Here is a 24,853-nt window from a genome sequence, read left to right as displayed (position 1 = left end):
CATTTTTATGATGAAAAACAAGAAAATTCCCCAAAGAACAGATTCAGAAGAATTTATTCCTATGAACACTGAATTATCTGACTTTTTCGTGGAAGAGCTAGAACAAAGATTGGAAACTGACCCATTAATTATTGGTGGATTACTAGATTTGTTTTCTACTCACAATGATCAAGTAGGAACAGTATACATGGGATGTGATATCAATAATTGTGACGGACAACAATGTGGTCAGAATTAATCCTTTACAGGAAAAAAATATTTTTCAGTAGAGACCTCTTATTCAATGTTATCCATTCTGATAATCATTGAATTCTATAGAAAGAATGTGCTATTCCGTATAAATTCATACTCAATAGCACACTTTTCGGATTTCTAGAAAACTAAAAATAGATTTTTATGATGAAAGCACCGATTCTTACTATCACCATTATATTATTTTCATTTATACACTCTCATGCCCAAAATATCAATTTGCATGGAAGAGTTATTGATACTGACAACAATATTATAATCGGAGCTACTATTCAATGTTTTCAACATGATTCTCTCCTTATAAATGGAAGTATAAGTGATGAAAAAGGTCATTTCAGCATACAACTATCCCATAAAGGAGACTATAAACTAAAAGTTAGTTATATAGGATATGAAACTAATACATCACTTTGGAAAAACATACAAAGAGAAATAAATATAGGAGACATTATACTAACAAACACTTCTATTAATCTGCATGAAATTTCAATTACCGCACAACAGACAATCCATACTGCAAATAAATTGATAATATATCCTACCAAACAACAATTACATCATTCTGTGGGTGGTTACGAAGCATTAGCGCATCTATTAATTCCTACTTTGGAAGTAGACCCGTTCAAAAAAACAATTTCGATGAAAGAAGGATCTGTTATAGCATGTATAAATGGCAGACAAGCGAGCGAAGAAGAAATAAAGAATATTAATTCTAACGACATTGTGCGTATAGACTTCTACGATCACGGTCACTCTGCATTCCCTGACAAATACGCTGTTATAGACTATATTCTGAAGTCTAAAGATGCCGGAGGAACAATTTCTATGAATGGAGAACAACATCTAAATAGAGCTACTGGTAGCTATGATATAAGTGGCCAATTCTTTAAAAAGAAATCGGAAGTGGCATTTTATATAAGCGATGCATATAATAATTTTACAATCGGCCAAGGAAGCACATCCAATACACAATTTATATCTCCCAATAACATTCTTATCAGAAAGAACGAAATTCTACCTTCCAAACAATGGAGTAATACGGTCAGTTCCTATCTGAATTACAGCTATAAAAATCAAGGCAATCATTTTTATACCGCCTTACACTATAATATTGGAAAGACTCAAGATAAAAATAATAGTGTTCAATCATATAATAATCAAAAAGGCCAACATAATGTACAAGACTTTTCCCAAATGAATAACATCAATCCTGGGATTGAACTTTTTTATAATGGCACATTCAATCGAAAACAAACTTTAAAAGTTACTCTTTCATCCGATTATAACTATAATAAATATATACGAGACTATTCAGAAACAGTTTCTCCTGATCAGAACTCTTATAGCACGAATATAACAGAAAATTATTTTTTCCTGAAATTATTTGCTTCTTATGCCAAAACTTTCGCAAACAACGGTATACTCAGCACTAGTTTTATTTACATACAAAATAACTCTCATACCGAACAACTATCTCAGAATGCAACGAATAAGAAAGATTATTTGAAGTATGGAGGAGGTTCTTTGCATTTCGTCTACCAACAAACTATAGAGAAAGTATCTTTCCGCTTAAGGTGGGCAAATAGCATGGAAACTCAAAAAAGCAAGAATAACAGGACAATACAAAGATTTAATTTATATCCGCAACTTAGTTTCGACTACCGGATATCACATGAACAATATTTGCAACTCGTTGCTCAATATTCACACGATACACCGCGGATGGCTTGGCTCACTGATACAGAGCAACAGATTGATCCTCTACAAATTCGGCGAGGCAATCCAAACCTCAAAAACAGACATGTGTTACAAATCATTTTTTCTTACTCCATTGATAAAAAATGGGCAACATTAATACCACAGATAGCATATTGCCCTTTATTCAATTACCTCTATGAATCCGTAATTCGGGAAAACAATATCTATGTTCACTCATATGCCACAGGAGGAACTCTCCAATACTTCCGCCCCTACTTAACACTAAAATTAAAACTAATACCACAAATTTTGACCATAAAGTTAAATACAGGTTGGGAAAAACAATGGTATACAACCTGGAGAAAAAACTCCATTACTAACTGGATATATAATGTCAACTTATTATTCATGCATAAAGATTTTATAGCGTCAGCCGATATCTATGCACCAACAAAAACGTTGGGCTTTGGTGATACTACCAAAACCCCATTAACCTATCATTTTAATCTCGGATATACCCTTCGGAACTTTAATATACAGTTTGGGACTCGCAACCCTTTTTCAATTATAACTAAACATATTGAGCTTATAACTCCATGTTATAGAAATTACACCGATTCATATATCCCTAGAACAGAAGATCACGTATTTTACATAAAAGCCAATTATCGTTTCAACTTCGGAAAGAAATATGACTTTTCCAAACCTAATATAGAAAATACAAGTAAATCAGCCATATTAAAAGCTTATTAATTAAAAGATAAAAAGGAGAGTATTTATGGATTTTGAAAATATAAAGAAACTATCAGTCTGTGAGTTTTCTACATCCTCTACTAATGAATCCTATTTAGTACATTATGAGGACAGATTCTTTGAAGTAAGCCAGATGATGGCTCTATTAATAGACACCATGAAAAGGAGTAATACTTTAGAAGAGGCCGTATACTCATTCATTCAATTGACTGGCGGAAAATATACAGAAAAGTCAGTTATGGAGACAGCAGACAAGCTTATACAAAAGCTAAAAGGAATACCTTCTAATAAAAAAACGTTCTTACTAAACAAGGAATTAATACCACAACAAGTCATAAGTAAGTGTACGCCATTCTTCAGCTTTTTATTTAAAAAAAAGATCATGGTCATAGTTCTATGCATGTTATTGGGAATGGAAAGTTATTTTATGGCTACTTCTTTATCTGTTTTGAATATGCCTGCCATCGACCTGTACACAATATGCGGATTATTCTTGTTTTTCATTCTATCTTCTTTGTTCCATGAGTTAGGCCACGCCTCTGCCTGCCAATTCTACAACATACAACACGGTGGAATTGGCTTCGGTTTATACCTGAATTTTCCGGTTTTTTACACAGACGTTTCCAATACGTGGACTCTGCCCCGCAAAAAAAGATGTATCGTAAACGTTGCAGGAGTTTACTTTCAGATACTACTGCTTATACCATTATTGATTATCTATTTCCATACACAAAACGATATTCTGAAGTGTGTCATTATCATGACAAATATCAATTTTATAATCACACTTAACCCATTCTTCAAATTCGATGGTTACTGGTTGATGACAGACTTGTTAGGAGTCGCCAACTTGCGAAAGAAATGCGGAGAGTATATCACTTACTTATTTAAAAGTCTGAAAAGAAAAGATGTCAACCAAAAGCCTTACCTTTTCTCTCTTAGAAAACGGGAGAAAATTGCGATGACTGTTTATACCTGTCTCGTTAATCTTTTTTTCGGCTATTACTTTTTATATGTGTTACCGGCCTTTCTTGTCAAATTTTACAAGACATTTCCCGAAGCATTCGGAAACTTTATCACAGAGTTGGCAAATCATCAGGTTCCAGACTTTTATAATTTACAAAAGATGGCAACTCAAATCTTCTTTCTTGCGTTGACTATCTATCTGCTATATCGTTCATTTTCAACATTATTCAAAAGGAGAAGTAAATGAAAACCTCTTTAAAGTTACATGATTGGTTGGAAATTATCATATTGACTTTTTTGTTTTTACTCCAATTCTTTTATGCAGGTGATACCTATTTTATCTGCGGACTTGTCATGGCTATCATCTTAAGTCTAAAACTAAAGAATGGATATATAACTCTCACTCCTTTAGACTATTGTATCCTGCTGATAGGACTGTATGATTTGTATTCTGTTTTTGTCTCCGTCAATCCTTTAAGGAGTTTTTCTTATTTAAAAACGTCCCTGTTTTGTATTTATTACTACTGGATACTCCGTTTCTTACTTACAGATGATTCGAAAACTAAAGTACTACTCTCCTCATATTGTTGGATATTCGGTCTTCTCTCCATACTTGCAGTTACGTATTTTGTATTATTCACTCAGTCAATACGCTCGATAGGATTCTCTGACTTATATCCTTTCAGGCATTTTTATCAACCTTTGGGTATTAGTAGCAATGAATGGGCGAATCTTCAAATCCTGTCAGGTGGAATAGCTATACTATGTATGTACTATTGTCGGGAATCACACAAAATGCTTTTTATTATAAGTGTCATCAGTTTGTTGATTCTCTTCCAAATGGTAGTTTCTTTTTCCAGAGGAATATATCTGGCTTTATTCCCATACTTATTTTGTCTCATTTTTATCGCTTGGAAGTCAATAGGTAAACGTTATTTCTGTTTGCTGTCATCCGGCATTATTGTCGTATTGCTTTCACTCTTTGTCACTTACCATCAAGAGATACTTACCACATTACGAATGAACCGCACTGTCTCACAACAAAGAAGTTTACACAGTAGGGTTAATGAATTGGACGCGACTATACAGTTTGTCAAGAATCACCCTTCGGGTGGCGGAAACGGCAACTACACCCTATCAATGGATAGCTATCTGTACGAAAATGATGAAGCAGGAGTTACGTCGTATGCTTCCAACCTAATCAGTCAGATTTTAGTAGAAAAAGGTTGGGCTGGCTCTCTACTCTACCTACTATTATTGATAGTAGTATTAATAACAATCTGTAGAAGAAAAGATATTGTAGCATGGGGGATTGGGCTTATATTGATAACATATCTTTTTAGGGAACAAACATTCTCTGTCTTTTTTATGTCTGTACCTGCGTGCCTGCTCGTATACACATTATTGGCAATATTATTGTCCCCAAAGACTATCAAAGAAAGGCATGCCTTACCCAAAAACCGTTATACATATTGGCTGCCAGTAGGAATCTGGATACTCTTACTTATAGGCATACAATGGAATGTACGAAATAAAAAACACAATTCTTCATTTCTGACTGCCGTAGAAAATGGCAACACCCGGCAAGCTGTTCAGGAAATAGAACAAACAAAAAGAGTTCCTGCATATTTGCTTAACCGTTCATTGTTCTACCTGAACAATTTTGAGGAAACAAAAGACAGTCTCCATTTGATGAAGGCGGAGAATGCAATCAGAAGTTCCATTTCTCAAAATCCATCCGATATTCATTTGACTTACTTCCTTTCACTTATCTTAGAAAAACGACAAAACGAGAAAGAATCTATTGCGATAAAGAAAGATTTGGTCAAACGTTACCCGGAAAACACTTTGTTCCAATGGGATATGTTCAAACAAGCATATCGAACCGGAAATAAAGCAACTGCATGCAACCATCTAGTAAAAGCAATCACATTATCGCCTGCGATACTGGATACCGAATTTTGGGCAAAGCTCAAAGAGAATGATTCTCTCTTTTGCCAAGAGATAGCAACACACTTATATAACCACATAGCAAGTTATCGGGAAGAAAATCCTATTACACTAGCCAAATCAGGAAAAATAGCGTTAAGCCTGAATAATATCCCCCTGGCCAAGAAGTATCTCGAAGAAGCTTTAGCACAATTACCCAATCTATCAATGGCATGGTATAATTTAGGTAAAGTGGAATTAAGTTTGGGAAATAAGGAAAAAGCCTGTATTTATGAAAAGCGGGCTTGCGTATTAAGCATGGGAGTATTATCCACAGAGAGCATGCATAAAAAATTCACTGACATGCAATCGAAACCTCGTCTTATAAATAGAATATTACTGGGAAACTACAACATTAAATTCACCCAATGGTATTCCGACAAATTATACCCATTTCAAATAGAATAAAAATGAATAAGATTATCGCTATAGCATTAGTGGTTTTCGCCGTTGTATCATGCACCGGCAGAAACAGTAAACTGGATGAAGCTCTGAGAGAAGCAAAAAGCAACCGTTCGGAACTTCTCAAAGTCCTTGAGCATTATAAGAATGACTCCTTAAAACTAAAAGCCGCGATATTCTTAATTGAAAATATGCCCGGTTATACAGCTTATCATTATAAATATATAGACAGCATCCAAGCATTAAAAAAGGACTGGATAAAAAACGGATTCGTCAAAGCAGGAGATATCAAGAAGATGGAACAGGAATGGTTGAAACCGGATATACGAAAGGATATTGAATACATTACCGCTGACTTTCTGATAAGCAATATTGATGATGCCTTCCAAGCATGGCATGAGCGTCCATGGGGAAAACATATACCCTTCGATGTTTTCTGTGAATATATTCTGCCCTATAAAGCAAAGTACGAGCCTTTGGAACAATGGAGAAAAGCATATAAGCAACGGTATTCCTTCTTACTGGATTCCATTTATACAGGAACGGACGTGATAGAAGCAACAAAAACAATATGCGAATATCTCAAAAAAGAGGATTTTCACCATACACACATATTTAATACCACAAGTGCCGGCCCCGGATTTGCGTTAAATTACCGGATAGGAAAATGTATGGATGAACTTGAACTCACGATGTATGTAATGAGAGCTTTAGGAATACCGGTCAATATTGATTACTACCCTTTTTCTCCCGAATCACTCAACAATCACGCATGGTGTGTAGTGAGGGATACTACAAACGAAAATGCCTCATTCTACTTTACGGAAAACATCCCCATACGCGGATACAGAGGCGGAGAATTCCGCAAGATGTGTAAGATATACAGACAAACCTATGCACAACAACTGAACGGATTGCGGCAAAAAGATGTAAGTGACGAGTATTTCAAAGACACCTTAACGATGTATGTCTCTCACAACAAGAAAACAAACAGTTTATACCTGGGCGTTTTCAACAGAGACAAATTCTGTCCGATAGCCAAATCAACTGTCAACGGTAACAATGTATCATTTGGACATGTGGAAGCTAATTGTATCTATATCATATTATCCAAAGAGGGAAAAGAACTAATCCCTTTTACAGATCCATTTATCTTCGATGGTAAACAACTCAATTATTTTCCGACGAATAATATAAAAAAGGAACCTAACAATATTAAGATTTATCGCAAATTCCCATTCTTTGCATGGAACAAAGACAGAATGTACAGAATTATAAATTCGAAGTTCGAAGGAAGTAATACGATCGATTTCAAACACTCTCAAATACTATATCATATATGTGATACTCCTAAAGTTTGCTTTAATAAATTCAGTTTGCCTAACAAGCAAAAATTCCGTTACATACGATACAAAGTGAGGGAAAATGCTTTTCTTGAATTAGCAGAATTGCATTTTTATCAAGATAACAAAGAAATGAAACCCGCGAATATTGTAGCATGCGAACCATATTATGCCAATGATGATGAATTTAAATTAGAGAATTGCTTCGATTATGACCCACTTACCTATTTTCTATCTAAGAAAGAAGGACAAGAACTTATTTTTGACTTTGGCTCAGAAGTAGTGATAAATAGAATTTTATGTATTCCACGCAACGATGACAATTTTATCCGCCCGGGAGATATCTATGAACTTTTTTATTGGGGGGAAGATAAGAAATGGAGTTCACTCGGTAAACAGAAAGCGAAAGCCCCTTATCTACAATTCTCAAATATTCCACAAAATACACTACTTTTTCTTCATGATGAGACTCGAGGAAAAGAGGAAGAAGTCTTTTTTCTGCAAAATGGAGAACAAGTCTTTGTTAATAGTTTACCAATAAACTAGCCTCTAACATTGCATATTCTTCACATTTATGCAAAAAAACTACGGTTTTATGCATGTATTCTCCGAAATAATGCATACTTTTGCGCCATTCTTAGAATAATTATACAATGAAGAAGAAAGCAAATCGGTTAGACGCCATCAAAATGATTATCTCAAGCAAAGAGGTCGGTTCGCAGGAAGAGCTCCTGCAAGAGCTGAACCGCGAAGGCTTCGAACTGACTCAGGCCACCCTCTCCCGCGACTTGAAACAACTGAAAGTAGCTAAAGCTGCCAGTATGAACGGAAAGTATGTATACGTACTGCCAAACAACATTATGTATAAACGTTCTACCGACCAGAGTGCCGGCGATATGTTACGCAACAACGGATTTATCTCTTTGCAGTTTTCCGGTAACATTGCCGTTATCCGCACCCGTCCCGGTTATGCCAGCAGCATGGCATATGACATCGACAACAATGAGTTCACCGAAATTCTCGGAACTATTGCCGGAGACGATACGATAATGTTGGTGTTGCGTGAAGGAGTTGCTATCAGCAAGATACGTCAGCTTTTGTCACTCATCATTCCAAATATCGAATAATTATACCTTATTATATATAAAGAAATGGACACTCAACAAATAGATGTTATGGTAGCCGACGCCTCACATGAGGTTTACGTTGACACTATTTTGGAAACTATCAGAAATGCTGCCGCCGTAAGAGGAACCGGAATTGCGGAACGCACACACGAATACGTAGCGACAAAAATGAGAGAAGGAAAAGCCATTATTGCACTCCGCGGAGAAGAATTCGCAGGATTCACCTACATCGAGTCATGGGGAAACAAGCAATATGTAGCTACTTCCGGTCTGATTGTTCATCCCGATTTCCGTGGTTTAGGGTTGGCAAAGCGTATCAAACAGGCTTCTTTCCAACTGGCACGTCTCCGATGGCCGAAGGCGAAGATATTCAGTCTGACTTCCGGCGCAGCCGTGATGAAGATGAATACAGAACTGGGCTACGTTCCTGTCACCTTCAACGAACTGACAGACGACGAGGCATTCTGGAAAGGTTGCGAAGGATGCACCAACCATGACATTCTGGTAGCCAAGAACCGCAAGTTCTGCATCTGTACAGCCATGCTGTACGACCCGACAGACCCGCGGAATATAAAAAAGGAACAAGAAAGAAATAACATTTAAAAAATATACAGCACTATGGAAGAAAAGAAGAAAAAAGTAGTGGTGGCATTCAGCGGCGGACTGGACACATCGTTCACCGTTATGTACCTCGCCAAAGAAAAAGGTTACGAAGTATATGCAGCTTGTGCCAATACGGGCGGTTTCAGTGAAGAACAACTGAAAACGAATGAAGAAAACGCCTACAAACTGGGAGCCGTGAAATACGTAACGCTAGACGTTACGCAGGAATACTACGAGAAGAGCTTGAAATATATGGTTTACGGAAATGTGCTGCGTAATGGTACTTATCCGATTTCGGTTAGTTCCGAACGTATCTTCCAGGGACTTGCTATCGCCCGTTATGCCAACGAAATCGGTGCAGACGCTGTTGCCCACGGTTCTACCGGAGCAGGTAACGACCAGATTCGTTTCGACATGACTTTCCTTGTGCTGGCTCCGAATGTGGAAATCATCACACTGACCCGTGACATGGCATTGAGCCGTCAGGAAGAAATCGACTATCTTAACAAGCATGGTTTCAGCGCAGACTTCACCAAACTGAAATACTCTTATAACGTAGGTTTGTGGGGTACTTCCATCTGCGGCGGCGAAATTCTCGACTCTGCACAGGGACTGCCGGAAACTGCTTACCTGAAGCACGTAGAAAAAGAAGGCAGCGAACAGCTCCGTCTTACTTTCGAAAAGGGTGAACTGAAGGCGGTCAACGACGAGAAGTTTGATGACCCTATCAAAGCCATTCAGAAAGTAGAAGAAATCGGTGCCGCTTATGGTATCGGTCGTGATATGCACGTAGGTGATACGATTATCGGTATCAAAGGCCGTGTAGGTTTCGAAGCTGCTGCCCCGATGTTGATTATCGGCGCTCACCGCTTCCTTGAAAAATATACATTGAGCAAATGGCAGCAATACTGGAAAGACCAGGTAGCCAACTGGTACGGAATGTTCCTGCACGAAAGCCAGTACCTGGAACCGGTAATGCGTGATATCGAAGCTATGTTGCAGGAAAGCCAGCGTAACGTAAACGGTACGGCTATCCTCGAACTTCGTCCGCTTTCCTTCTCTACCGTAGGTGTAGAATCGGAAGACGACCTCGTGAAAACTAAATTCGGAGAATACGGTGAAATGCAGAAAGGCTGGACAGCCGAAGACGCAAAAGGCTTTATCAAAGTGACCTCTACTCCGCTACGTGTTTACTATAACAACCATAAAGACGAAGAGATATGATTAAAGCAGGAATCATTGGTGGCGCAGGATACACGGCAGGCGAATTAATCCGCCTGCTGCTCAACCATCCGGAAACTGAAATCGTATTTATCAACAGCAGCAGTAATGCCGGAAACAAAATTACCGACGTACACGAAGGTTTATATGGAGAAACAGACCTCAGATTCACCGACCAGTTACCTTTGGACGAAATCGACGTTCTTTTCTTCTGCACAGCCCACGGCGACACAAAGAAATTCATCGAAAGCCACAACCTGCCGGAAGACCTGAAGATTATCGACCTCTCCATGGACTACCGTATCAAGAGTGACGACCATGACTTCATCTACGGTCTGCCGGAACTGAACCGCCGGGCTACCTGTACAGCGAAGCATGTAGCGAATCCCGGTTGTTTTGCCACTTGCATACAGTTAGGCTTGCTTCCATTGGCAAAGAATCTGATGTTGACAGACGATGTAATGGTAAACGCCATTACAGGAAGTACCGGAGCCGGAGTGAAACCGGGAGCTACCAGTCATTTCAGTTGGAGAAACAATAACATGAGTGTGTACAAAGCATTCGACCACCAGCACGTGCCGGAAATCAAACAGTCACTGCAACAGTTGCAGAACAGTTTTGATTCGGATATTGATTTTATTCCGTACCGGGGCGACTTTCCACGCGGCATTTTCGCTACGATAGTAGTAAAGACCAAAGTGTCACTGGAAGAAATCGTCCGCATGTACGAAGAATATTACGCGAAAGACTCGTTTGTACACATCGTAGACAAGAATATAGACCTCAAACAAGTAGTCAACACCAACAAGTGTCTGTTACATCTCGAGAAACATGGCGACAAGCTATTGATTATCTCCTGCATCGACAATTTGCTGAAAGGTGCCAGCGGACAGGCTGTTCATAACATGAACCTGATGTTCAACCTGGAAGAAACCGTAGGACTACGCTTAAAGCCAAGTGCGTTTTAATAACGGGATAACGTTTAGTGATTAATGATTAGCGGCTACGCTATAATGAAGTTAATCATTAACCACTTAATCGTTAACCACCAAACATTAACCACTAATCGTTAATCACTAAACGTTAATCAACATGAATTTATTCGACGTATATCCTTTATATAATATCAACATAGTCAAAGGTGATGGCTGCAAGGTATGGGATGAGAACGGAACAGAATATCTGGACCTCTATGGTGGTCACGCCGTTATCTCCATCGGACACGCACATCCCCACTATGTAGCGATGATTAGTAACCAGGTAGCCAAACTTGGTTTCTACTCGAACTCGGTAATCAACAAGCTTCAGCAGGAAGTAGCCGAGCGACTGGGAAAGATTTCCGGCTATGATGATTACAGCCTGTTTCTTATCAACAGCGGTGCCGAAGCAAACGAAAATGCCCTGAAACTGGCTTCGTTCTACAACGGACGTACTAAAATCGTTTCTTTCAACAAAGCTTTCCACGGACGTACTTCATTGGCAGTAGAAGCAACTAACAATCCGTCTATCATCGCTCCCATCAACAATAACGGACACGTAACCTATCTTCCGCTGAACGACATCGAAGCGATGAAGCAGGAACTTTCCAAAGGAGATACTTGTGCCGTTATCATTGAAGGAATACAAGGTGTAGGGGGTATCAAGATACCGACTACCGAATTTATGCAGGAACTTCGCAAGGTATGTACCGAAACAGAAACCATCCTGATTCTCGATGAAATCCAGAGCGGATACGGACGTAGCGGTAAATTCTTCGCTCATCAATACAATGACATCAAGCCGGATATCATCACCGTAGCCAAAGGTATCGGAAACGGATTCCCGATGGCAGGCGTTCTGATTAGCCCGATGTTCAAACCTGTATACGGACAACTGGGAACAACCTTCGGTGGAAACCATCTGGCATGTTCGGCAGCCCTCGCCGTGATGGATGCCATCGAACAGGAAAGTCTGGTAGAAAATGCAGCTAAAGTAGGTAACTATCTGCTGGAAGAACTCAAGAAATTCCCGCAAATCAAGGAAGTACGCGGACGCGGACTTATGATTGGACTTGAATTCGAGGAACCAATCAAAGAACTGCGTAGCCGTCTCATCTATGACGAGCATGTATTTACCGGAGCAAGCGGTACGAATGTACTTCGTCTTCTGCCCCCTCTTTGCCTCAGCATGGAAGAAGCAGACGAGTTCCTTGCACGGTTCAAGAAAGTACTCTAATCGCTAATCGCTCATTTGATTAATAAACAGCCAACGATAAAAGCAGCCTTCAATAGAAATTTATTTCTTATTCAGGCTGCTTTTTGTTTTTTCGCAATTTACCGTTACCTTTGTCTATGACAACTCATTAAAAACAAGCGTAATATGAAAATAGCTATTATTGGCGCAGGAAACATGGGGGGCTCTATCGCCCGTGGCCTGACAAAAGGAAGTATGATAGAAGATTTGGACATTATCGTATCCAATCCCAGTGTAGACAAGCTAAAGAAATTGAGAAACGAATACCTGGGGCTTTCCATAACGCAGGATAACGCTGAAGCAGCCACGGGGGCAGATATTGTTATTCTCGCCGTAAAACCGTGGTTAGTGGAACCGGTAATGCGTGAGTTGAAATTAAAAAGTAAGCAGATACTTATCTCCGTAGCTGCCGGAATCAGTTTCGAAGAATTGGCTCATTATGTAGTGGCACCGGAAATGCCGATGTTCCGTCTTATTCCCAATACCGCCATCAGCGAACTGGAAAGCATGACACTCGTTTCTGCACGTAACACTAATGACGAACAGGATAAATTCATTCTCCGACTCTTCAGCGAAATGGGAACTGTCATGCTTATCCCCGAAGATAAAATAACAGCCGCCACCGCACTGGCTTCCTGCGGCATCGCCTACGTCCTGAAATATGTTCAGGCAGCCATGCAAGCCGGTATCGAAATGGGAATCCGCCCGAAAGACGCGATGACCATGGTAGCACAATCACTGAAAGGAGCCGCCGCACTGATTCTGAATAACGACACCCACCCCAGCGTAGAAATCGACAAAGTGACTACCCCAGGCGGAATCACCATCAAAGGAATCAATGAACTGGAGCATAACGGCTTCACTTCCGCTATCATCCAGGCGATGAAAGCATCCAAATAAAACCGCAAAATTATTAATCATAAAATACCAACCACTTGTATGAATGACCAAATTAAACAGATAGCAGAACGTCTTCGCGGACTACGTGATGTACTGGAACTGACTTCTGAAGATATTGCTCGCGACAGCGATATTTCTGCTGAAGAATACCGACTTGCAGAAACAGGAGAGTACGATATTTCCGTCAGCATGCTACAAAAGATAGCCCGTACTTATAATGTTGCCCTCGACGCCCTGATGTTCGGCGAAGAGCCCAAAATGAGCAGCTATTTCGTAACCCGTGCAGGTAAAGGAATCAGTATCGAACGTACGAAAGCCTACAAATACCAGTCACTGGCATCGGGATTTATGAATCGCACTGCCGACCCGTTCATCGTTACCGTTGAACCGAAAGGGGATGATGAACCGATTCATTATAACAAACATAACGGACAAGAATTCAACCTTGTGATTGAAGGGCGTATGCTTATCAACATCGAAGGCAAAGAAATCATCCTCAACCAGGGCGACAGCATCTATTTTAATTCTAAACTCCCACATGGCATGAAAGCGCTCGATGGCAAGACAGTACGTTTTCTGGCAGTAATTATGTAATAATATCATGGTAGAAAGATTTTTATCACAGACCTCTTTCAGTTCGCAAGAGGACTTCAACAAGAACTTAAAAATAAACGTCCCGGAGAACTTCAACTTCGGCTATGACGTAGTAGACGTCTGGGCTGCCGAACAGCCCGATAAGAACGCTTTGCTTTGGACAAATGACAAAGGCGAAAGCCGCCAGTTCTCATTTGCCGACATAAAACGTTACACAGACATGACTGCTTCTTACTTCCAGAGCCTGGGTATCGGTCGTGGCGATATGGTGATGCTGATTCTGAAACGCCGTTATGAGTTTTGGTACAGCACTATCGCCCTTCACAAATTGGGAGCTACCGTTATTCCCGCCACTCACCTGTTGACAAAGAAGGATATTATCTATCGCTGCAACGCTGCCGACATCAAGATGATTGTGGCTGCCGGCGAAGGAGTCGTCCTGCAACATATCAAAGATGCCCTGCCCGAATGTCCGACTGTCGAGAAGCTAGTCAGCGTAGGCCCGGAAATTCCTGAAGGATTCGATGATTTCCACCAGGGAATTGAGAATGCCGCTCCATTTGTACGTCCGAGACATGCAAATACCAACGATGATATTTCGTTGATGTATTTCACTTCCGGTACTACCGGTGAGCCTAAAATGGTGGCACATGACTTTACTTATCCGTTAGGCCATATCGTAACAGGTAGTTTTTGGCACAATCTGGATGAGAATAGTCTTCATCTTACCATCGCCGATACAGGCTGGGGAAAAGCAGTATGGGGAAAACTCTACGGACAATGGATTGCCGGAGCAAACATCTTTGTATATGACCACGAGAAATTTACTCCCGCCGCTATTTTGGAAATGATACAGAATTATCATGTCACTTCCCTCTGTGCACCGCCTACCATCTTCCGTTTCCTGATTCATGAAGACCTGACGAAGTTCGACCTGTCTTCACTCAAATATTGTACGATTGCGGGAGAAGCCTTGAACCCTGCAGTATTCGAGTCTTTCAAGAAACTGACCGGCATCAAACTGATGGAAGGTTTCGGACAAACAGAAACGACCCTGACTATCGCCACTATGCCTTGGATGGAACCGAAACCGGGAAGCATGGGATTGCCGAATCCACAGTATGATGTTGACCTGATTGACCACGAAGGCCGTTCAGTTGAAGCCGGAGAACAGGGACAGATTGTTGTCCGTACCAGCAAAGGCAAACCTATCGGACTTTTCAAAGAATACTACCGTGATGCGGAACGTACCCACGAGGCTTGGCATGACGGCATTTATTATACCGGCGATGTTGCCTGGAAAGACGAAGACGGCTATCTCTGGTTTGTAGGTCGCGCGGACGACGTTATCAAGAGTTCCGGTTACCGTATCGGCCCGTTCGAAGTGGAAAGTGCCTTGATGACTCATCCGGCAGTAATAGAATGTGCTATCACCGGAGTACCTGACGAGATTCGCGGACAGGTGGTAAAAGCTACAATTGTTCTATCCAAAGATTATAAAGACCGTGCCGGAGAAGAACTGATTAAGGAATTGCAGAATCATGTGAAAAAAGTGACTGCTCCTTATAAATATCCGCGTGTGATTGAATTCGTCGAAGAACTTCCGAAAACAATCAGCGGTAAGATTCGCCGCGTAGAAATTCGTCAGAATGATGAAAAGTAAGTAAAAAAACGACCAATTCATCGACATATTTCCCCCTTTAGCTGCCTTCACGCAACTAAAGGGGGAATTTTTATGGCTAATACAATAAACTAATCAATTCATAACAAATATGTGCCATTGAATCATTTGTATACTATGTATGAATCAAAATTACACTAATAATTCATTTCCTTCCCCTATCTTTGCAACAGTTACAATTAAAAACACAAAAGATTATGATTACAGGTAGAAAGGTTTCTCAAATTAATGTTTTTGCTGGTAGTCCGTGGGAAGTGGCCAGTATCAAAAGCCGTTTGAATGCAGCTTATATTGAAGTGTCAATGCAAGACAAGGGAATTAAAGGTATTCAGCTTATGGTGCCATGCGAATATTATTCAGCAGCCATACGCGTTATTAACAACAAGATTTCATAGGTTTTAGGTTTACATATAAATAGCCCATCATCACTTTTTACGGGCTATGAATTCTCAATCATTCTCACCGTGATGAGAAAAAATACTCACTGCAATGAGAAAAAATTCTCAATGCGATAAGTATTTATTCTCATAATAGTGAGAATGATTCTTTTTAGTAACATAGATAACGCAGATTCCCTGATAACAGATAACACTTTAAGCTACTTCTTTATTTGAACTGTTTATTGGATTGTATCATTGAAAAAAACTATCTTTGTCTCACAAATTCGGATATCAATCCTAAAACGAACTTAAACAGCAGATATGAGTCCAGCCGTTATATCTATTACTATTGTGGCATACTTTATAATCCTGTTCACTGTTTCATATATAGCAGGACGCAAAGCCGACAATGAGGGATTCTTTGTCGGGAATCGTAAATCAGCCTGGTATATCGTTGCCTTTGCCATGATTGGTTCCACTATTTCCGGAGTTACTTTCGTTTCCGTTCCGGGTATGGTGCAGGCAAGCGGCTTTTCTTATTTGCAGATGGTACTGGGATTTATAGTAGGACAGATTATCATTGCGTTTGTACTCGTTCCCCTCTTCTATCGCATGAACCTGGTTTCCATCTATGAATATCTCGAGAACAGGTTCGGAAGTTCATCCTATAAGACGGGCGCATGGTTCTTCTTTATTTCAAAGATGCTGGGGGCAGCCGTCCGGCTCTTTCTCGTTTGCCTGACATTGCAATTGCTTATCTTCGAGCCTTTTCATCTCCCGTTCCTGCTGAATGTGATTCTTACGGTATTTATCGTATGGCTCTATACATTCCGTGGCGGGGTGAAATCATTGATATGGACAGATGTCCTGAAAACATTCTGCCTGGTAGTTTCGGTCGTGCTTTGTATCTATTATATTGCTTCCAGTCTGCATCTGAATTTCAGCGGTTTGGTCAGTACGATTTCGGACAGTGACTTCTCCAAGACATTCTTTTTCGATGATGTCAATGACAAGCGATATTTCTTCAAGCAGTTCCTGGCAGGAGTATTTACCGTCATTGCCATGAACGGACTCGACCAGGACATGATGCAGCGCAATCTTAGTTGCAAGAATTTCCGGGACTCGCAGAAGAATATGATTACCAGTGGGATTTCCCAGTTCTTTGTCATTCTGCTTTTTCTGATGTTGGGGGTATTGCTTTATACTTTTACAGCGCAGCAGGGCATTGAGAATCCGGCAAAAAGCGATGAGTTATTCCCAATGGTCGCTACCGGAAACTATTTTCCCGGTATAGTCGGGGTATTATTCATTATCGGGCTGATAGCTTCCGCCTATTCTGCGGCGGGTTCTGCTTTGACAGCGCTGACTACCTCCTTTACCGTGGATATTTTACATGCACAGAGAAAAGGGGACGCGGCACTTAGCAAGATTCGCAAGCATGTGCATATCGGTATGGCAGTCGTTATGGGGGCGGTCATTTTCGTTTTCAATCTGCTGAACAATACCAGTGTGATTGATGCTATCTATACGTTGGCCAGTTATACGTATGGCCCTATCTTAGGGCTGTTTGCCTTCGGCATTTTTACTAAGAAACAAGTTTATGATAAATATATTCCGTTGGTGGCTATTGCTTCCCCTGTCCTTTGCTATATTCTGCAAAGAAATTCGGAAGCGTGGTTCAACGGTTACCAAATCAGTTACGAGTTGTTGATAATCAATGCCCTGTTCACATTCCTCGGACTTTGTTTGTTCATCAAAAGACAAGACAAAGAAACATCTTACACAACTCATACTACAAAACAAGAAGTAAAATAATGAAAACAACAATCAACTGTTTTCTTCCTTTCAGCCGGTTGGAAGAAACTGTGCAGACGGTTAAGGAGTTGCGTGCATCAACGCTGGTAGACAAGATTTATTTATTGGCATCCCCAATTACCAATGTCTGTATTCCCGGATGCGAACTCATCTCTGTAGAGAGAATGCAGTCCACACAAGCGATGCGGGCTATTGCCGAACATTCAGATAAAGCATATACCTTACTTTATACCAAACGCACCGCACTAAAAATAGGCATGTTCGCTCTTGAAAGAATGGTTCAAGTAATGGAAATGGCACATGCTGGCATGGCATATGCAGACCATTACCAACAGATGGATGGTGTGCAAAAACCTGCTCCGGTCATTGATTACCAACCCGGCAGCCTGCGTGATGACTTCAATTTCGGCTCGGTATTACTGTTCAATGCCAACGCATTCAAGGAAGTTATAAAAAATACGGAAGAGGAATATCAATATGCAGGCTTGTATGATTTGAGACTCAAAATATCCCAAAAGAGCAAACTGGTACATATCAACGAATATCTATATACCGAAGTAGAAAGTGACAAGCGGAAAAGCGGTGAGAAGCAGTTCGATTATGTAGACCCTAAAAACCGTCAGGTACAGATTGAAATGGAACAAGCATGCACCAACCATTTGAAGGAGATTGGCGGATATCTGTATCCTTTCTTCCGTCCCGTAGACTTCTCTTCCCACACTTTTGAGTATGAAGCTTCTGTCATTATACCTGTACGCAACCGTATTCGCACAATCAAAGATGCCTTACGCTCGGCACTGAACCAGCAAACGACCTTTCCGTTCAATGTCATTGTCATCGACAATCATTCGACAGACGGAACCAGTGAGATTCTCCGCGAACTTAGTTCGGATAAGCGGCTGATTCACGTCATTCCCGAAAGAGATGACCTCGGTATAGGCGGATGTTGGAACATAGGTATCCATCACGAAAAATGCGGAAAGTTTGCCGTCCAACTGGATAGCGATGACGTGTATAAAGACGAATATAGCCTGCAAACCATCATTGATGCTTTCTATGAACAGAATTGCGCGATGGTTATCGGCACTTACATGATGACTAATTTTGATATGCAGGAAATTGCCCCCGGCATCATCGACCATAAGGAATGGACGCCCGACAACGGACGAAATAATGCATTACGTATCAACGGTCTGGGAGCTCCCCGTGCATTCTACACGCCCATTCTTCGGGAAATCAAAGTCCCGAACACAAGCTATGGGGAAGACTATGCCCTTGGATTGAAAATTTCACACGATTATCAGATAGGCAGAATATACGACGTGATTTACCTTTGCCGCCGTTGGGAAGGCAACTCGGATGCTGCATTGCCTGTTGAGAAAGTCAACCAGAATAATCTATATAAAGACCGACTTCGTACGTGGGAATTGGAACAGCGCATCCTGCAAAAAGAAACGACTTTAGAGAAATTTCAGCAAAAAGTCGAACAGTTATTCCAAAAGCAAACCCTTTCTTGGGAACTTGCCAAAGAGAATTATCAGGCACTGGAGCAGTATCAGTCACGAACAAAAGAAATAGAAAAATGGATAGGTAACAATTGTTTAAGTGCGGAACTATTCCTTAATCCGAAACGTATTCTTTCGGCTACCGCACAGATAGATACGGTCTCTATTCACTCACGACCTTGCTTCCTCTGCCAAACAAACCGACCGCAAGAACAGGAGTTCCTCAGTTATGAGAATTATCAGATACTGGTTAACCCCTATCCCATATTTAAACACCACTTTACGATTGTAGATAAGGAACACAAGTCGCAATCCATAGCCGGGCGTTTTAAAGATATGATAGAACTCACCGACATAATGAAAGAATACTTCCTTTTGTATAATGGACCGGAATGTGGAGCTTCCGCTCCCGACCATGCCCATTTTCAAGCTTGCAGTAAAGAGGTAAGTATGCAGGGACCATATTACGATAGCATAGAATTAATAGATAACGATAAGGTGCAAATTAGTTATGAAGATTTCCCGCTCAGTTTTATCAAGATTCAGGCGGAAAATAAGAAAACAATGTCGAAAACCTTTCATCTGATTTACGACATCTTAGCTGCCAATAATAACGGAAAAGAACCGATGATGAACATTCTTGCCTGGTATGGTCTGGAACGCACCAAAGAGGATTTTGGAGAGTACTACGACGATGAATTTGAATCAGTGGCCGAACGCCCTTACAATTGTATAATCTTCCTACGCAGCAAACATCGCCCTGACTGCTATTACGCAGAAGGAGACGAACAAATTCTCATCAGTCCTGCTATTGCTGAAATGAACGGCATATTCCCTATAGTACGTGAAGAGGATATGGAGAAACTGACTCCTGAAAAGGTATATGATATCTATCGGGAAGTATCCATATCTAAAGAAAAACTACAAGAAATAGCAGAACGCATTAAAGCCGCCTTATGACAGAGCCTCAAATAGCAGTTGGTATTCTTTCCGGGAAAGAGATTCAATTCTTTTTCCCGGATGAATTCATCTCTTCTGATGGAATGGCAATCTCCGGAATGCAGCAAGCCGTTTATCGGAAAGGAAAAATCTGTTGGCAGGAAAAAGAATATGATGAATTATCCTTCACTCCCCAACGAAATACTTCTTCTTTTTTTGAACTGCAAGACGTAACTATCGGTATCGACTTCCATTGGGAACGTAAAGAAGTTCAGAGATTCAAGGGGGAACTGAAAATTATTATCGAAGATGACAAGCTGACCGCTATCAATGTAATTTCTATCGAAGAATATCTCACCAGTGTGATTTCATCTGAGATGAGTGCAACAGCTTCTTTGGAACTCCTGAAAGCACATGCCGTTATCTCCCGAAGCTGGCTGCTTGATAAATTGAGAATTGAGAATGAAAAATTAAGAAATACGATGCCGTCAAGCAGCGCAGCCAATTCTCAATTTTCAATTCTCAATTCTCAATTTATAAAATGGTACGACCATGAAGCACACAAAAACTTTGATGTATGTGCCGATGACCATTGCCAGCGTTATCAAGGAATCACACGTGCCTCAGCTCCGCAAGCCATTGAGGCTGTTTCCGCTACACGGGGGGAAGTACTTATGTACGAAGGAAAGATTTGCGATACCCGTTTTTCCAAATGTTGTGGCGGAGCTTTTGAAGAATTTCAGAACTGTTGGGAAAACGTAAAGCATCCTTATCTTATTGGACAACGAGATAGCCAAACAGAGCACCGACTTCCTGACTTGAGCATAGAAGCCGAAGCTGATAAATGGATACGCACTTCACCTGTTGCTTTCTGCAATACGCAGGACAAAAAGATTCTAAGCCAGGTACTCAATAACTACGACCAGGAAACCGCAGACTTCTACCGGTGGAAAGTCAGCTATTCACAACAAGAACTTTCAGAGTTGATTCACAAACGTTCGGGAATTGATTTCGGGATAATTATTGATTTAATTCCTGTAGAACGGGGAACATCGGGTCGTCTCGTCCGCCTGAAAATAGTAGGAACCTTACGGACGCTCATCCTCGGAAAAGAACTGGAAATACGTCGGACACTATCGACTTCCCATCTTTATAGTTCCGCTTTCGTTGTAGATAAGGAATACAAAGAAGATGAAGAAGAAATACCTTCCCGTTTCACCCTTACCGGAGCCGGTTGGGGACATGGGGTAGGACTTTGCCAAATTGGTGCTGCCGTGATGGGAGAACAGGGTTATAAGTACGAAGAAATTCTATCTCATTATTACCCCGGCAGCATACTTGAAAAACAATATAAATAAAATAGAACCCATACCATGACAACGCCAACAATAAAAAGAAACCCCTGGAGCTGGATTCCAACCCTCTATTTTGCAGAAGGGTTGCCTTATGTAGCGGTAATGACTATTGCCGTTATCATGTACAAACGACTGGGATTATCCAATACTGAAATAGCCCTTTATACTTCATGGCTTTATCTCCCCTGGACTATCAAACCTTTATGGAGTCCCTTCGTTGATTTAATTAAAACGAAGCGCTCTTGGATTATTGCCATGCAGGGATTCATTGCTGCCGGTTTTGCCGGTATAGCCTTATTTATCCCAACGGCACATTATGTGCAGTTTACTCTTGCCTTCTTTTGGTTACTCGCATTCAGTTCGGCCACGCATGACATTGCCGCGGATGGCTTCTATATGCTCGGATTAAATAATAAGGAGCAATCTTTCTTTGTCGGTATTCGGAATACTTTCTATCGCCTCGCCAATATTTTCGGGCAAGGTATCCTTGTAATGCTAGCGGGATGGTTGGAAACATCACAAAACAATATTCCCCTGGCATGGAGTATCACGTTCTACTTCCTTGCAGGATTATTTATTGCCCTTACCGTCTACCATCGCTTTATGCTCCCGCATCCCGATACTGACGTTAAACGTCCCGGACTGACACCAAGTAAGTTATTAGAGGATTTTCTCCTGACGTTCGTCACTTTCTTCAAGAAGAAGCGCTTGGGGCTTATGTTCTTCTTTCTGCTCACCTATCGGCTGGGAGAGTCGCAATTAGCCAAAATAGCTTCTCCTTTCCTACTCGACAATGCCGATAAAGGCGGACTGGGGCTATCCACAGCAACAGTCGGAATGATATACGGAACTATTGGTGTCATAGCCCTTTTACTCGGCGGAATTGTCAGCGGCTTTCTCGTTTCACGAGACGGATTCAAGAAATGGATATTACCGATGGCATTGGCTATCAACCTTCCCGACATTTTATACGTATGGATGGCTGCCGCCACACCGGACAATCCCATATTGATTTCCATCTGTGTAGCCGTTGAACAGCTTGGCTATGGTTTCGGCTTCACAGCTTATATGCTTTATCTGATTTATATTGCTGAAGGCGAACATAAGACCGCCCATTATGCCATCGGAACCGGATTTATGGCACTCGGCATGATGATTCCGGGCATGCCGGCAGGATGGATACAGGAACATATCGGATACACCAATTTCTTTATCTGGGTCTGCGTTTGTACGATACCCGGCATTATTGCTTCATTAATGATTCGTAACCGACTGGATGATTCTTTCGGAAAGAAGCAATAAATTCACTTGATAACTTAGCGCATTAAACTGAAAATATATAATAAGATATGATACTCATTGCAGATAGTGGTTCTACCAAAACCGACTGGTGTGTTGTTCTCAACGGTACACCTATCAAACGAATTAGTACAAAAGGGCTTAATCCCTTCTTTCAATCGGAAGAAGAAGTCCAACAGGAACTGACACATTCTCTCCTGCCACAGCTACCGGAAGGAACTATCAATTCGGTCTTTTTCTATGGCGCAGGCTGTACACCCGAAAAAGCTCCCGTTCTCCGAAGAGCGATTGCCGACAGTTTACCTGTTGTCGGGAATATCAAAGCCAATTCGGATATGTTGGCTGCTGCCCGCGGATTATGCGGACACGAGGCAGGCATTGTCTGTATCTTGGGAACGGGCTCCAACTCCTGCTTTTACAATGGACAGGAGATTGTTAACAACATCTCCCCACTTGGTTTTATCTTAGGCGACGAAGGAAGCGGGGCTGTCTTAGGAAAATTATTAGTAGGCGATATTCTGAAGAATCAACTCTCCCCTGCTGTGAAAGAAGCCTTTCTGAAGCAATTCGACCTGACGGCTCCCGAAATTATCGACCGGGTGTACCGCCAGCCTTTCCCGAATCGTTTCCTGGCAAGTCTCTCTCCTTTCATTGCGCAGCATTTGGATGAACCGGGTATCCGCCAACTGGTTCTGAATAGTTTCATTGCTTTTCTGCGCAGGAATGTGATGCAATATAACTATACTCAGTATCCTGTTCATTTCATTGGCTCAATAGCACACTTCTACAAAGAAATATTGCAGGAAGCTGCCCAAGAGACAGGAGTGAAAATCGGAAAGATTCTCCAAAGTCCGATGGAAGGATTAATTCAATATCATACCACTTTATCCAACCAATAAGTATCTATTTTATCCAACCAATAAATATCTATCAAACCAATAGTAATTTATAACCAGAACCATCCCCATGCAGATAACCGAACAACCGTCGCTCTACGATAATCTGGAAAAGAAGTCTGTACGAGAAATATTAGAAGACATCAACCGGGAAGACCAAAAAGTGGCACTCGCCGTTCAAAAGGCCATTCCACAGATTGAACTGCTCGTCAATCAAATTGTTCCCCGTATGAAACAGGGCGGACGCATCTTTTACATGGGTGCAGGCACAAGTGGTCGCCTGGGAGTACTGGACGCTTCGGAGATACCACCGACATTCGGAATGCCGCCTACCTGGATTATCGGATTAATAGCCGGTGGAGACACTGCGTTGCGTAATCCCGTAGAAGGTGCGGAAGATGATATGAACCGGGGATGGGAAGAACTTACCGAACATCATATCAATGATAAAGATACTGTTATCGGTATTGCCGCTTCCGGTACTACTCCTTATGTAATCGGCGCTTTACGGGAAGCCCGCAAACAGGGTATCCTGACAGGCTGCATCACCAGTAATCCCGACTCTCCGATGGCAGCGGAAGCGGATGTAGCCATTGAAATGATTGTCGGTCCGGAATACGTCACGGGAAGTTCAAGAATGAAATCCGGCACCGGACAGAAAATGATTCTGAATATGATTAGTACTTCGGTGATGATTCAACTCGGACGGGTAAAAGGGAATAAGATGGTAAATATGCAGCTTAGTAATCAGAAGCTAGTGGAAAGAGGGACGCGGATGATTATGGAAGAGTTGGGACTGGACCATGACCATGCGCAAAAGTTACTGTTGCTTCATGGTTCGGTAAAGAAAGCGATTGATGCTTACATGAGCAGATGAAACAGCAAGAACATAATATCTTCACT

General features: G+C 41.2%; 20 protein-coding genes. All 20 read left to right on the top strand.

The window, feature by feature from the left end:
- Positions 1-7: 7 nt before the first annotated feature.
- The 20 genes from HC965_RS16605 to murQ all read left to right on the top strand — a co-directional run bounded on the left by HC965_RS16605 (position 8) and on the right by murQ (position 24,827).
- Positions 8-238: a hypothetical protein gene (locus tag HC965_RS16605; protein ID WP_191032498.1), complete on the top strand. Its 231-nt coding sequence runs from the start codon at positions 8-10 to the stop codon at positions 236-238.
- Between the two features lie 158 nt (positions 239-396).
- A complete protein-coding gene (locus tag HC965_RS16600; RefSeq protein WP_191032497.1) occupies positions 397-2,703 on the top strand; it encodes a carboxypeptidase-like regulatory domain-containing protein in 2,307 nt (768 codons plus the stop codon).
- A gap of 382 nt (positions 2,704-3,085) precedes the next feature.
- On the top strand, positions 3,086-3,916 hold the full coding sequence (locus tag HC965_RS16595) for a hypothetical protein (protein WP_191032496.1): 831 nt from the start codon (positions 3,086-3,088) through the stop codon (positions 3,914-3,916).
- Positions 3,913-6,066 carry an O-antigen ligase family protein gene (locus HC965_RS16590; protein ID WP_191032495.1) on the top strand — a complete coding sequence of 718 codons (2,154 nt, stop codon included), beginning with the start codon at positions 3,913-3,915 and terminating at the stop codon, positions 6,064-6,066. The genes HC965_RS16595 and HC965_RS16590 overlap by 4 nt, the downstream gene beginning before the upstream one ends.
- A gap of 2 nt (positions 6,067-6,068) precedes the next feature.
- Positions 6,069-7,949 (top strand): hypothetical protein, encoded by a 1,881-nt coding sequence (locus HC965_RS16585; protein ID WP_191032494.1) that lies wholly within the window; start codon positions 6,069-6,071, stop codon positions 7,947-7,949.
- 107 nt (positions 7,950-8,056) lie between these two features.
- Entirely contained in the window at positions 8,057-8,530 is a 474-nt protein-coding gene (locus tag HC965_RS16580) for an arginine repressor (RefSeq protein ID WP_008776404.1), read from the top strand.
- A gap of 24 nt (positions 8,531-8,554) precedes the next feature.
- Entirely contained in the window at positions 8,555-9,133 is a 579-nt protein-coding gene (locus HC965_RS16575) for a GNAT family N-acetyltransferase (RefSeq protein WP_073346749.1), read from the top strand.
- Between the two features lie 15 nt (positions 9,134-9,148).
- Positions 9,149-10,357 carry an argininosuccinate synthase gene (locus HC965_RS16570; RefSeq protein WP_191032493.1) on the top strand — a complete coding sequence of 403 codons (1,209 nt, stop codon included), beginning with the start codon at positions 9,149-9,151 and terminating at the stop codon, positions 10,355-10,357.
- The gene (argC, locus tag HC965_RS16565; RefSeq protein ID WP_191032492.1) at positions 10,354-11,322 is read left to right on the top strand and encodes an N-acetyl-gamma-glutamyl-phosphate reductase; all 969 of its coding nucleotides are present in this window, start codon (positions 10,354-10,356) and stop codon (positions 11,320-11,322) included. The genes HC965_RS16570 and argC overlap by 4 nt, the downstream gene beginning before the upstream one ends.
- 124 nt (positions 11,323-11,446) lie before the next feature.
- Positions 11,447-12,568, top strand: a complete 1,122-nt coding sequence (locus HC965_RS16560) for an aspartate aminotransferase family protein (RefSeq protein WP_191032491.1) — start codon at positions 11,447-11,449, stop codon at positions 12,566-12,568.
- 144 nt (positions 12,569-12,712) lie between these two features.
- A complete protein-coding gene (gene proC, locus HC965_RS16555) occupies positions 12,713-13,486 on the top strand; it encodes a pyrroline-5-carboxylate reductase (protein ID WP_191032490.1) in 774 nt (257 codons plus the stop codon).
- A 39-nt stretch (positions 13,487-13,525) separates the two neighbouring features.
- The gene (locus HC965_RS16550) at positions 13,526-14,080 is read left to right on the top strand and encodes a helix-turn-helix domain-containing protein (RefSeq protein ID WP_167961623.1); all 555 of its coding nucleotides are present in this window, start codon (positions 13,526-13,528) and stop codon (positions 14,078-14,080) included.
- Positions 14,081-14,087: 7 nt separating this feature from the next.
- Entirely contained in the window at positions 14,088-15,743 is a 1,656-nt protein-coding gene (locus HC965_RS16545; protein ID WP_191032489.1) for an AMP-binding protein, read from the top strand.
- Positions 15,744-15,958: 215 nt separating this feature from the next.
- On the top strand, positions 15,959-16,156 hold the full coding sequence (locus tag HC965_RS16540; RefSeq protein WP_191032488.1) for a DUF2007-related protein: 198 nt from the start codon (positions 15,959-15,961) through the stop codon (positions 16,154-16,156).
- 306 nt (positions 16,157-16,462) lie between these two features.
- Positions 16,463-17,956: a sodium:solute symporter gene (locus HC965_RS16535; RefSeq protein ID WP_191032487.1), complete on the top strand. Its 1,494-nt coding sequence runs from the start codon at positions 16,463-16,465 to the stop codon at positions 17,954-17,956.
- Positions 17,956-20,421 carry a DUF4922 domain-containing protein gene (locus HC965_RS16530; protein WP_191032486.1) on the top strand — a complete coding sequence of 822 codons (2,466 nt, stop codon included), beginning with the start codon at positions 17,956-17,958 and terminating at the stop codon, positions 20,419-20,421. The genes HC965_RS16535 and HC965_RS16530 overlap by 1 nt, the downstream gene beginning before the upstream one ends.
- Entirely contained in the window at positions 20,418-21,758 is a 1,341-nt protein-coding gene (locus HC965_RS16525; protein ID WP_191032485.1) for a SpoIID/LytB domain-containing protein, read from the top strand. The genes HC965_RS16530 and HC965_RS16525 overlap by 4 nt, the downstream gene beginning before the upstream one ends.
- Positions 21,759-21,773: 15 nt before the next feature.
- A complete protein-coding gene (locus tag HC965_RS16520; RefSeq protein WP_191032484.1) occupies positions 21,774-23,057 on the top strand; it encodes an MFS transporter in 1,284 nt (427 codons plus the stop codon).
- Positions 23,058-23,104: 47 nt separating this feature from the next.
- Positions 23,105-23,953: an ATPase gene (locus tag HC965_RS16515; protein WP_191032483.1), complete on the top strand. Its 849-nt coding sequence runs from the start codon at positions 23,105-23,107 to the stop codon at positions 23,951-23,953.
- 67 nt (positions 23,954-24,020) lie between these two features.
- Positions 24,021-24,827 carry an N-acetylmuramic acid 6-phosphate etherase gene (gene murQ, locus HC965_RS16510; RefSeq protein ID WP_191032482.1) on the top strand — a complete coding sequence of 269 codons (807 nt, stop codon included), beginning with the start codon at positions 24,021-24,023 and terminating at the stop codon, positions 24,825-24,827.
- Positions 24,828-24,853 lie beyond the last annotated feature (26 nt).

This window comes from Bacteroides sp. GM023, assembly GCF_014750685.1.
In the GTDB taxonomy this organism is placed as follows: domain Bacteria; phylum Bacteroidota; class Bacteroidia; order Bacteroidales; family Bacteroidaceae; genus Bacteroides.
This window is presented reverse-complemented; position numbering and strand designations above follow the sequence as displayed.

Excerpts from the sequence above, each read along its gene's own strand:
- HC965_RS16605 (WP_191032498.1), top strand. The coding sequence starts at position 8 with ATGATGAAAAACAAGAAAATTCCCCAAAGAACAGATTCAGAAGAATTT.
- HC965_RS16600 (WP_191032497.1), top strand. The coding sequence starts at position 397 with ATGATGAAAGCACCGATTCTTACTATCACCATTATATTATTTTCATTT.
- HC965_RS16595 (WP_191032496.1), top strand. The coding sequence starts at position 3,086 with ATGGTCATAGTTCTATGCATGTTATTGGGAATGGAAAGTTATTTTATG.
- HC965_RS16590 (WP_191032495.1), top strand. The coding sequence starts at position 3,913 with ATGAAAACCTCTTTAAAGTTACATGATTGGTTGGAAATTATCATATTG.
- HC965_RS16585 (WP_191032494.1), top strand. The coding sequence starts at position 6,069 with ATGAATAAGATTATCGCTATAGCATTAGTGGTTTTCGCCGTTGTATCA.
- HC965_RS16580 (WP_008776404.1), top strand. The coding sequence starts at position 8,057 with ATGAAGAAGAAAGCAAATCGGTTAGACGCCATCAAAATGATTATCTCA.
- HC965_RS16575 (WP_073346749.1), top strand. The coding sequence starts at position 8,555 with ATGGACACTCAACAAATAGATGTTATGGTAGCCGACGCCTCACATGAG.
- HC965_RS16570 (WP_191032493.1), top strand. The coding sequence starts at position 9,149 with ATGGAAGAAAAGAAGAAAAAAGTAGTGGTGGCATTCAGCGGCGGACTG.
- argC (WP_191032492.1), top strand. The coding sequence starts at position 10,354 with ATGATTAAAGCAGGAATCATTGGTGGCGCAGGATACACGGCAGGCGAA.
- HC965_RS16560 (WP_191032491.1), top strand. The coding sequence starts at position 11,447 with ATGAATTTATTCGACGTATATCCTTTATATAATATCAACATAGTCAAA.
- proC (WP_191032490.1), top strand. The coding sequence starts at position 12,713 with ATGAAAATAGCTATTATTGGCGCAGGAAACATGGGGGGCTCTATCGCC.
- HC965_RS16550 (WP_167961623.1), top strand. The coding sequence starts at position 13,526 with ATGAATGACCAAATTAAACAGATAGCAGAACGTCTTCGCGGACTACGT.
- HC965_RS16545 (WP_191032489.1), top strand. The coding sequence starts at position 14,088 with ATGGTAGAAAGATTTTTATCACAGACCTCTTTCAGTTCGCAAGAGGAC.
- HC965_RS16540 (WP_191032488.1), top strand. The coding sequence starts at position 15,959 with ATGATTACAGGTAGAAAGGTTTCTCAAATTAATGTTTTTGCTGGTAGT.
- HC965_RS16535 (WP_191032487.1), top strand. The coding sequence starts at position 16,463 with ATGAGTCCAGCCGTTATATCTATTACTATTGTGGCATACTTTATAATC.
- HC965_RS16530 (WP_191032486.1), top strand. The coding sequence starts at position 17,956 with ATGAAAACAACAATCAACTGTTTTCTTCCTTTCAGCCGGTTGGAAGAA.
- HC965_RS16525 (WP_191032485.1), top strand. The coding sequence starts at position 20,418 with ATGACAGAGCCTCAAATAGCAGTTGGTATTCTTTCCGGGAAAGAGATT.
- HC965_RS16520 (WP_191032484.1), top strand. The coding sequence starts at position 21,774 with ATGACAACGCCAACAATAAAAAGAAACCCCTGGAGCTGGATTCCAACC.
- HC965_RS16515 (WP_191032483.1), top strand. The coding sequence starts at position 23,105 with ATGATACTCATTGCAGATAGTGGTTCTACCAAAACCGACTGGTGTGTT.
- murQ (WP_191032482.1), top strand. The coding sequence starts at position 24,021 with ATGCAGATAACCGAACAACCGTCGCTCTACGATAATCTGGAAAAGAAG.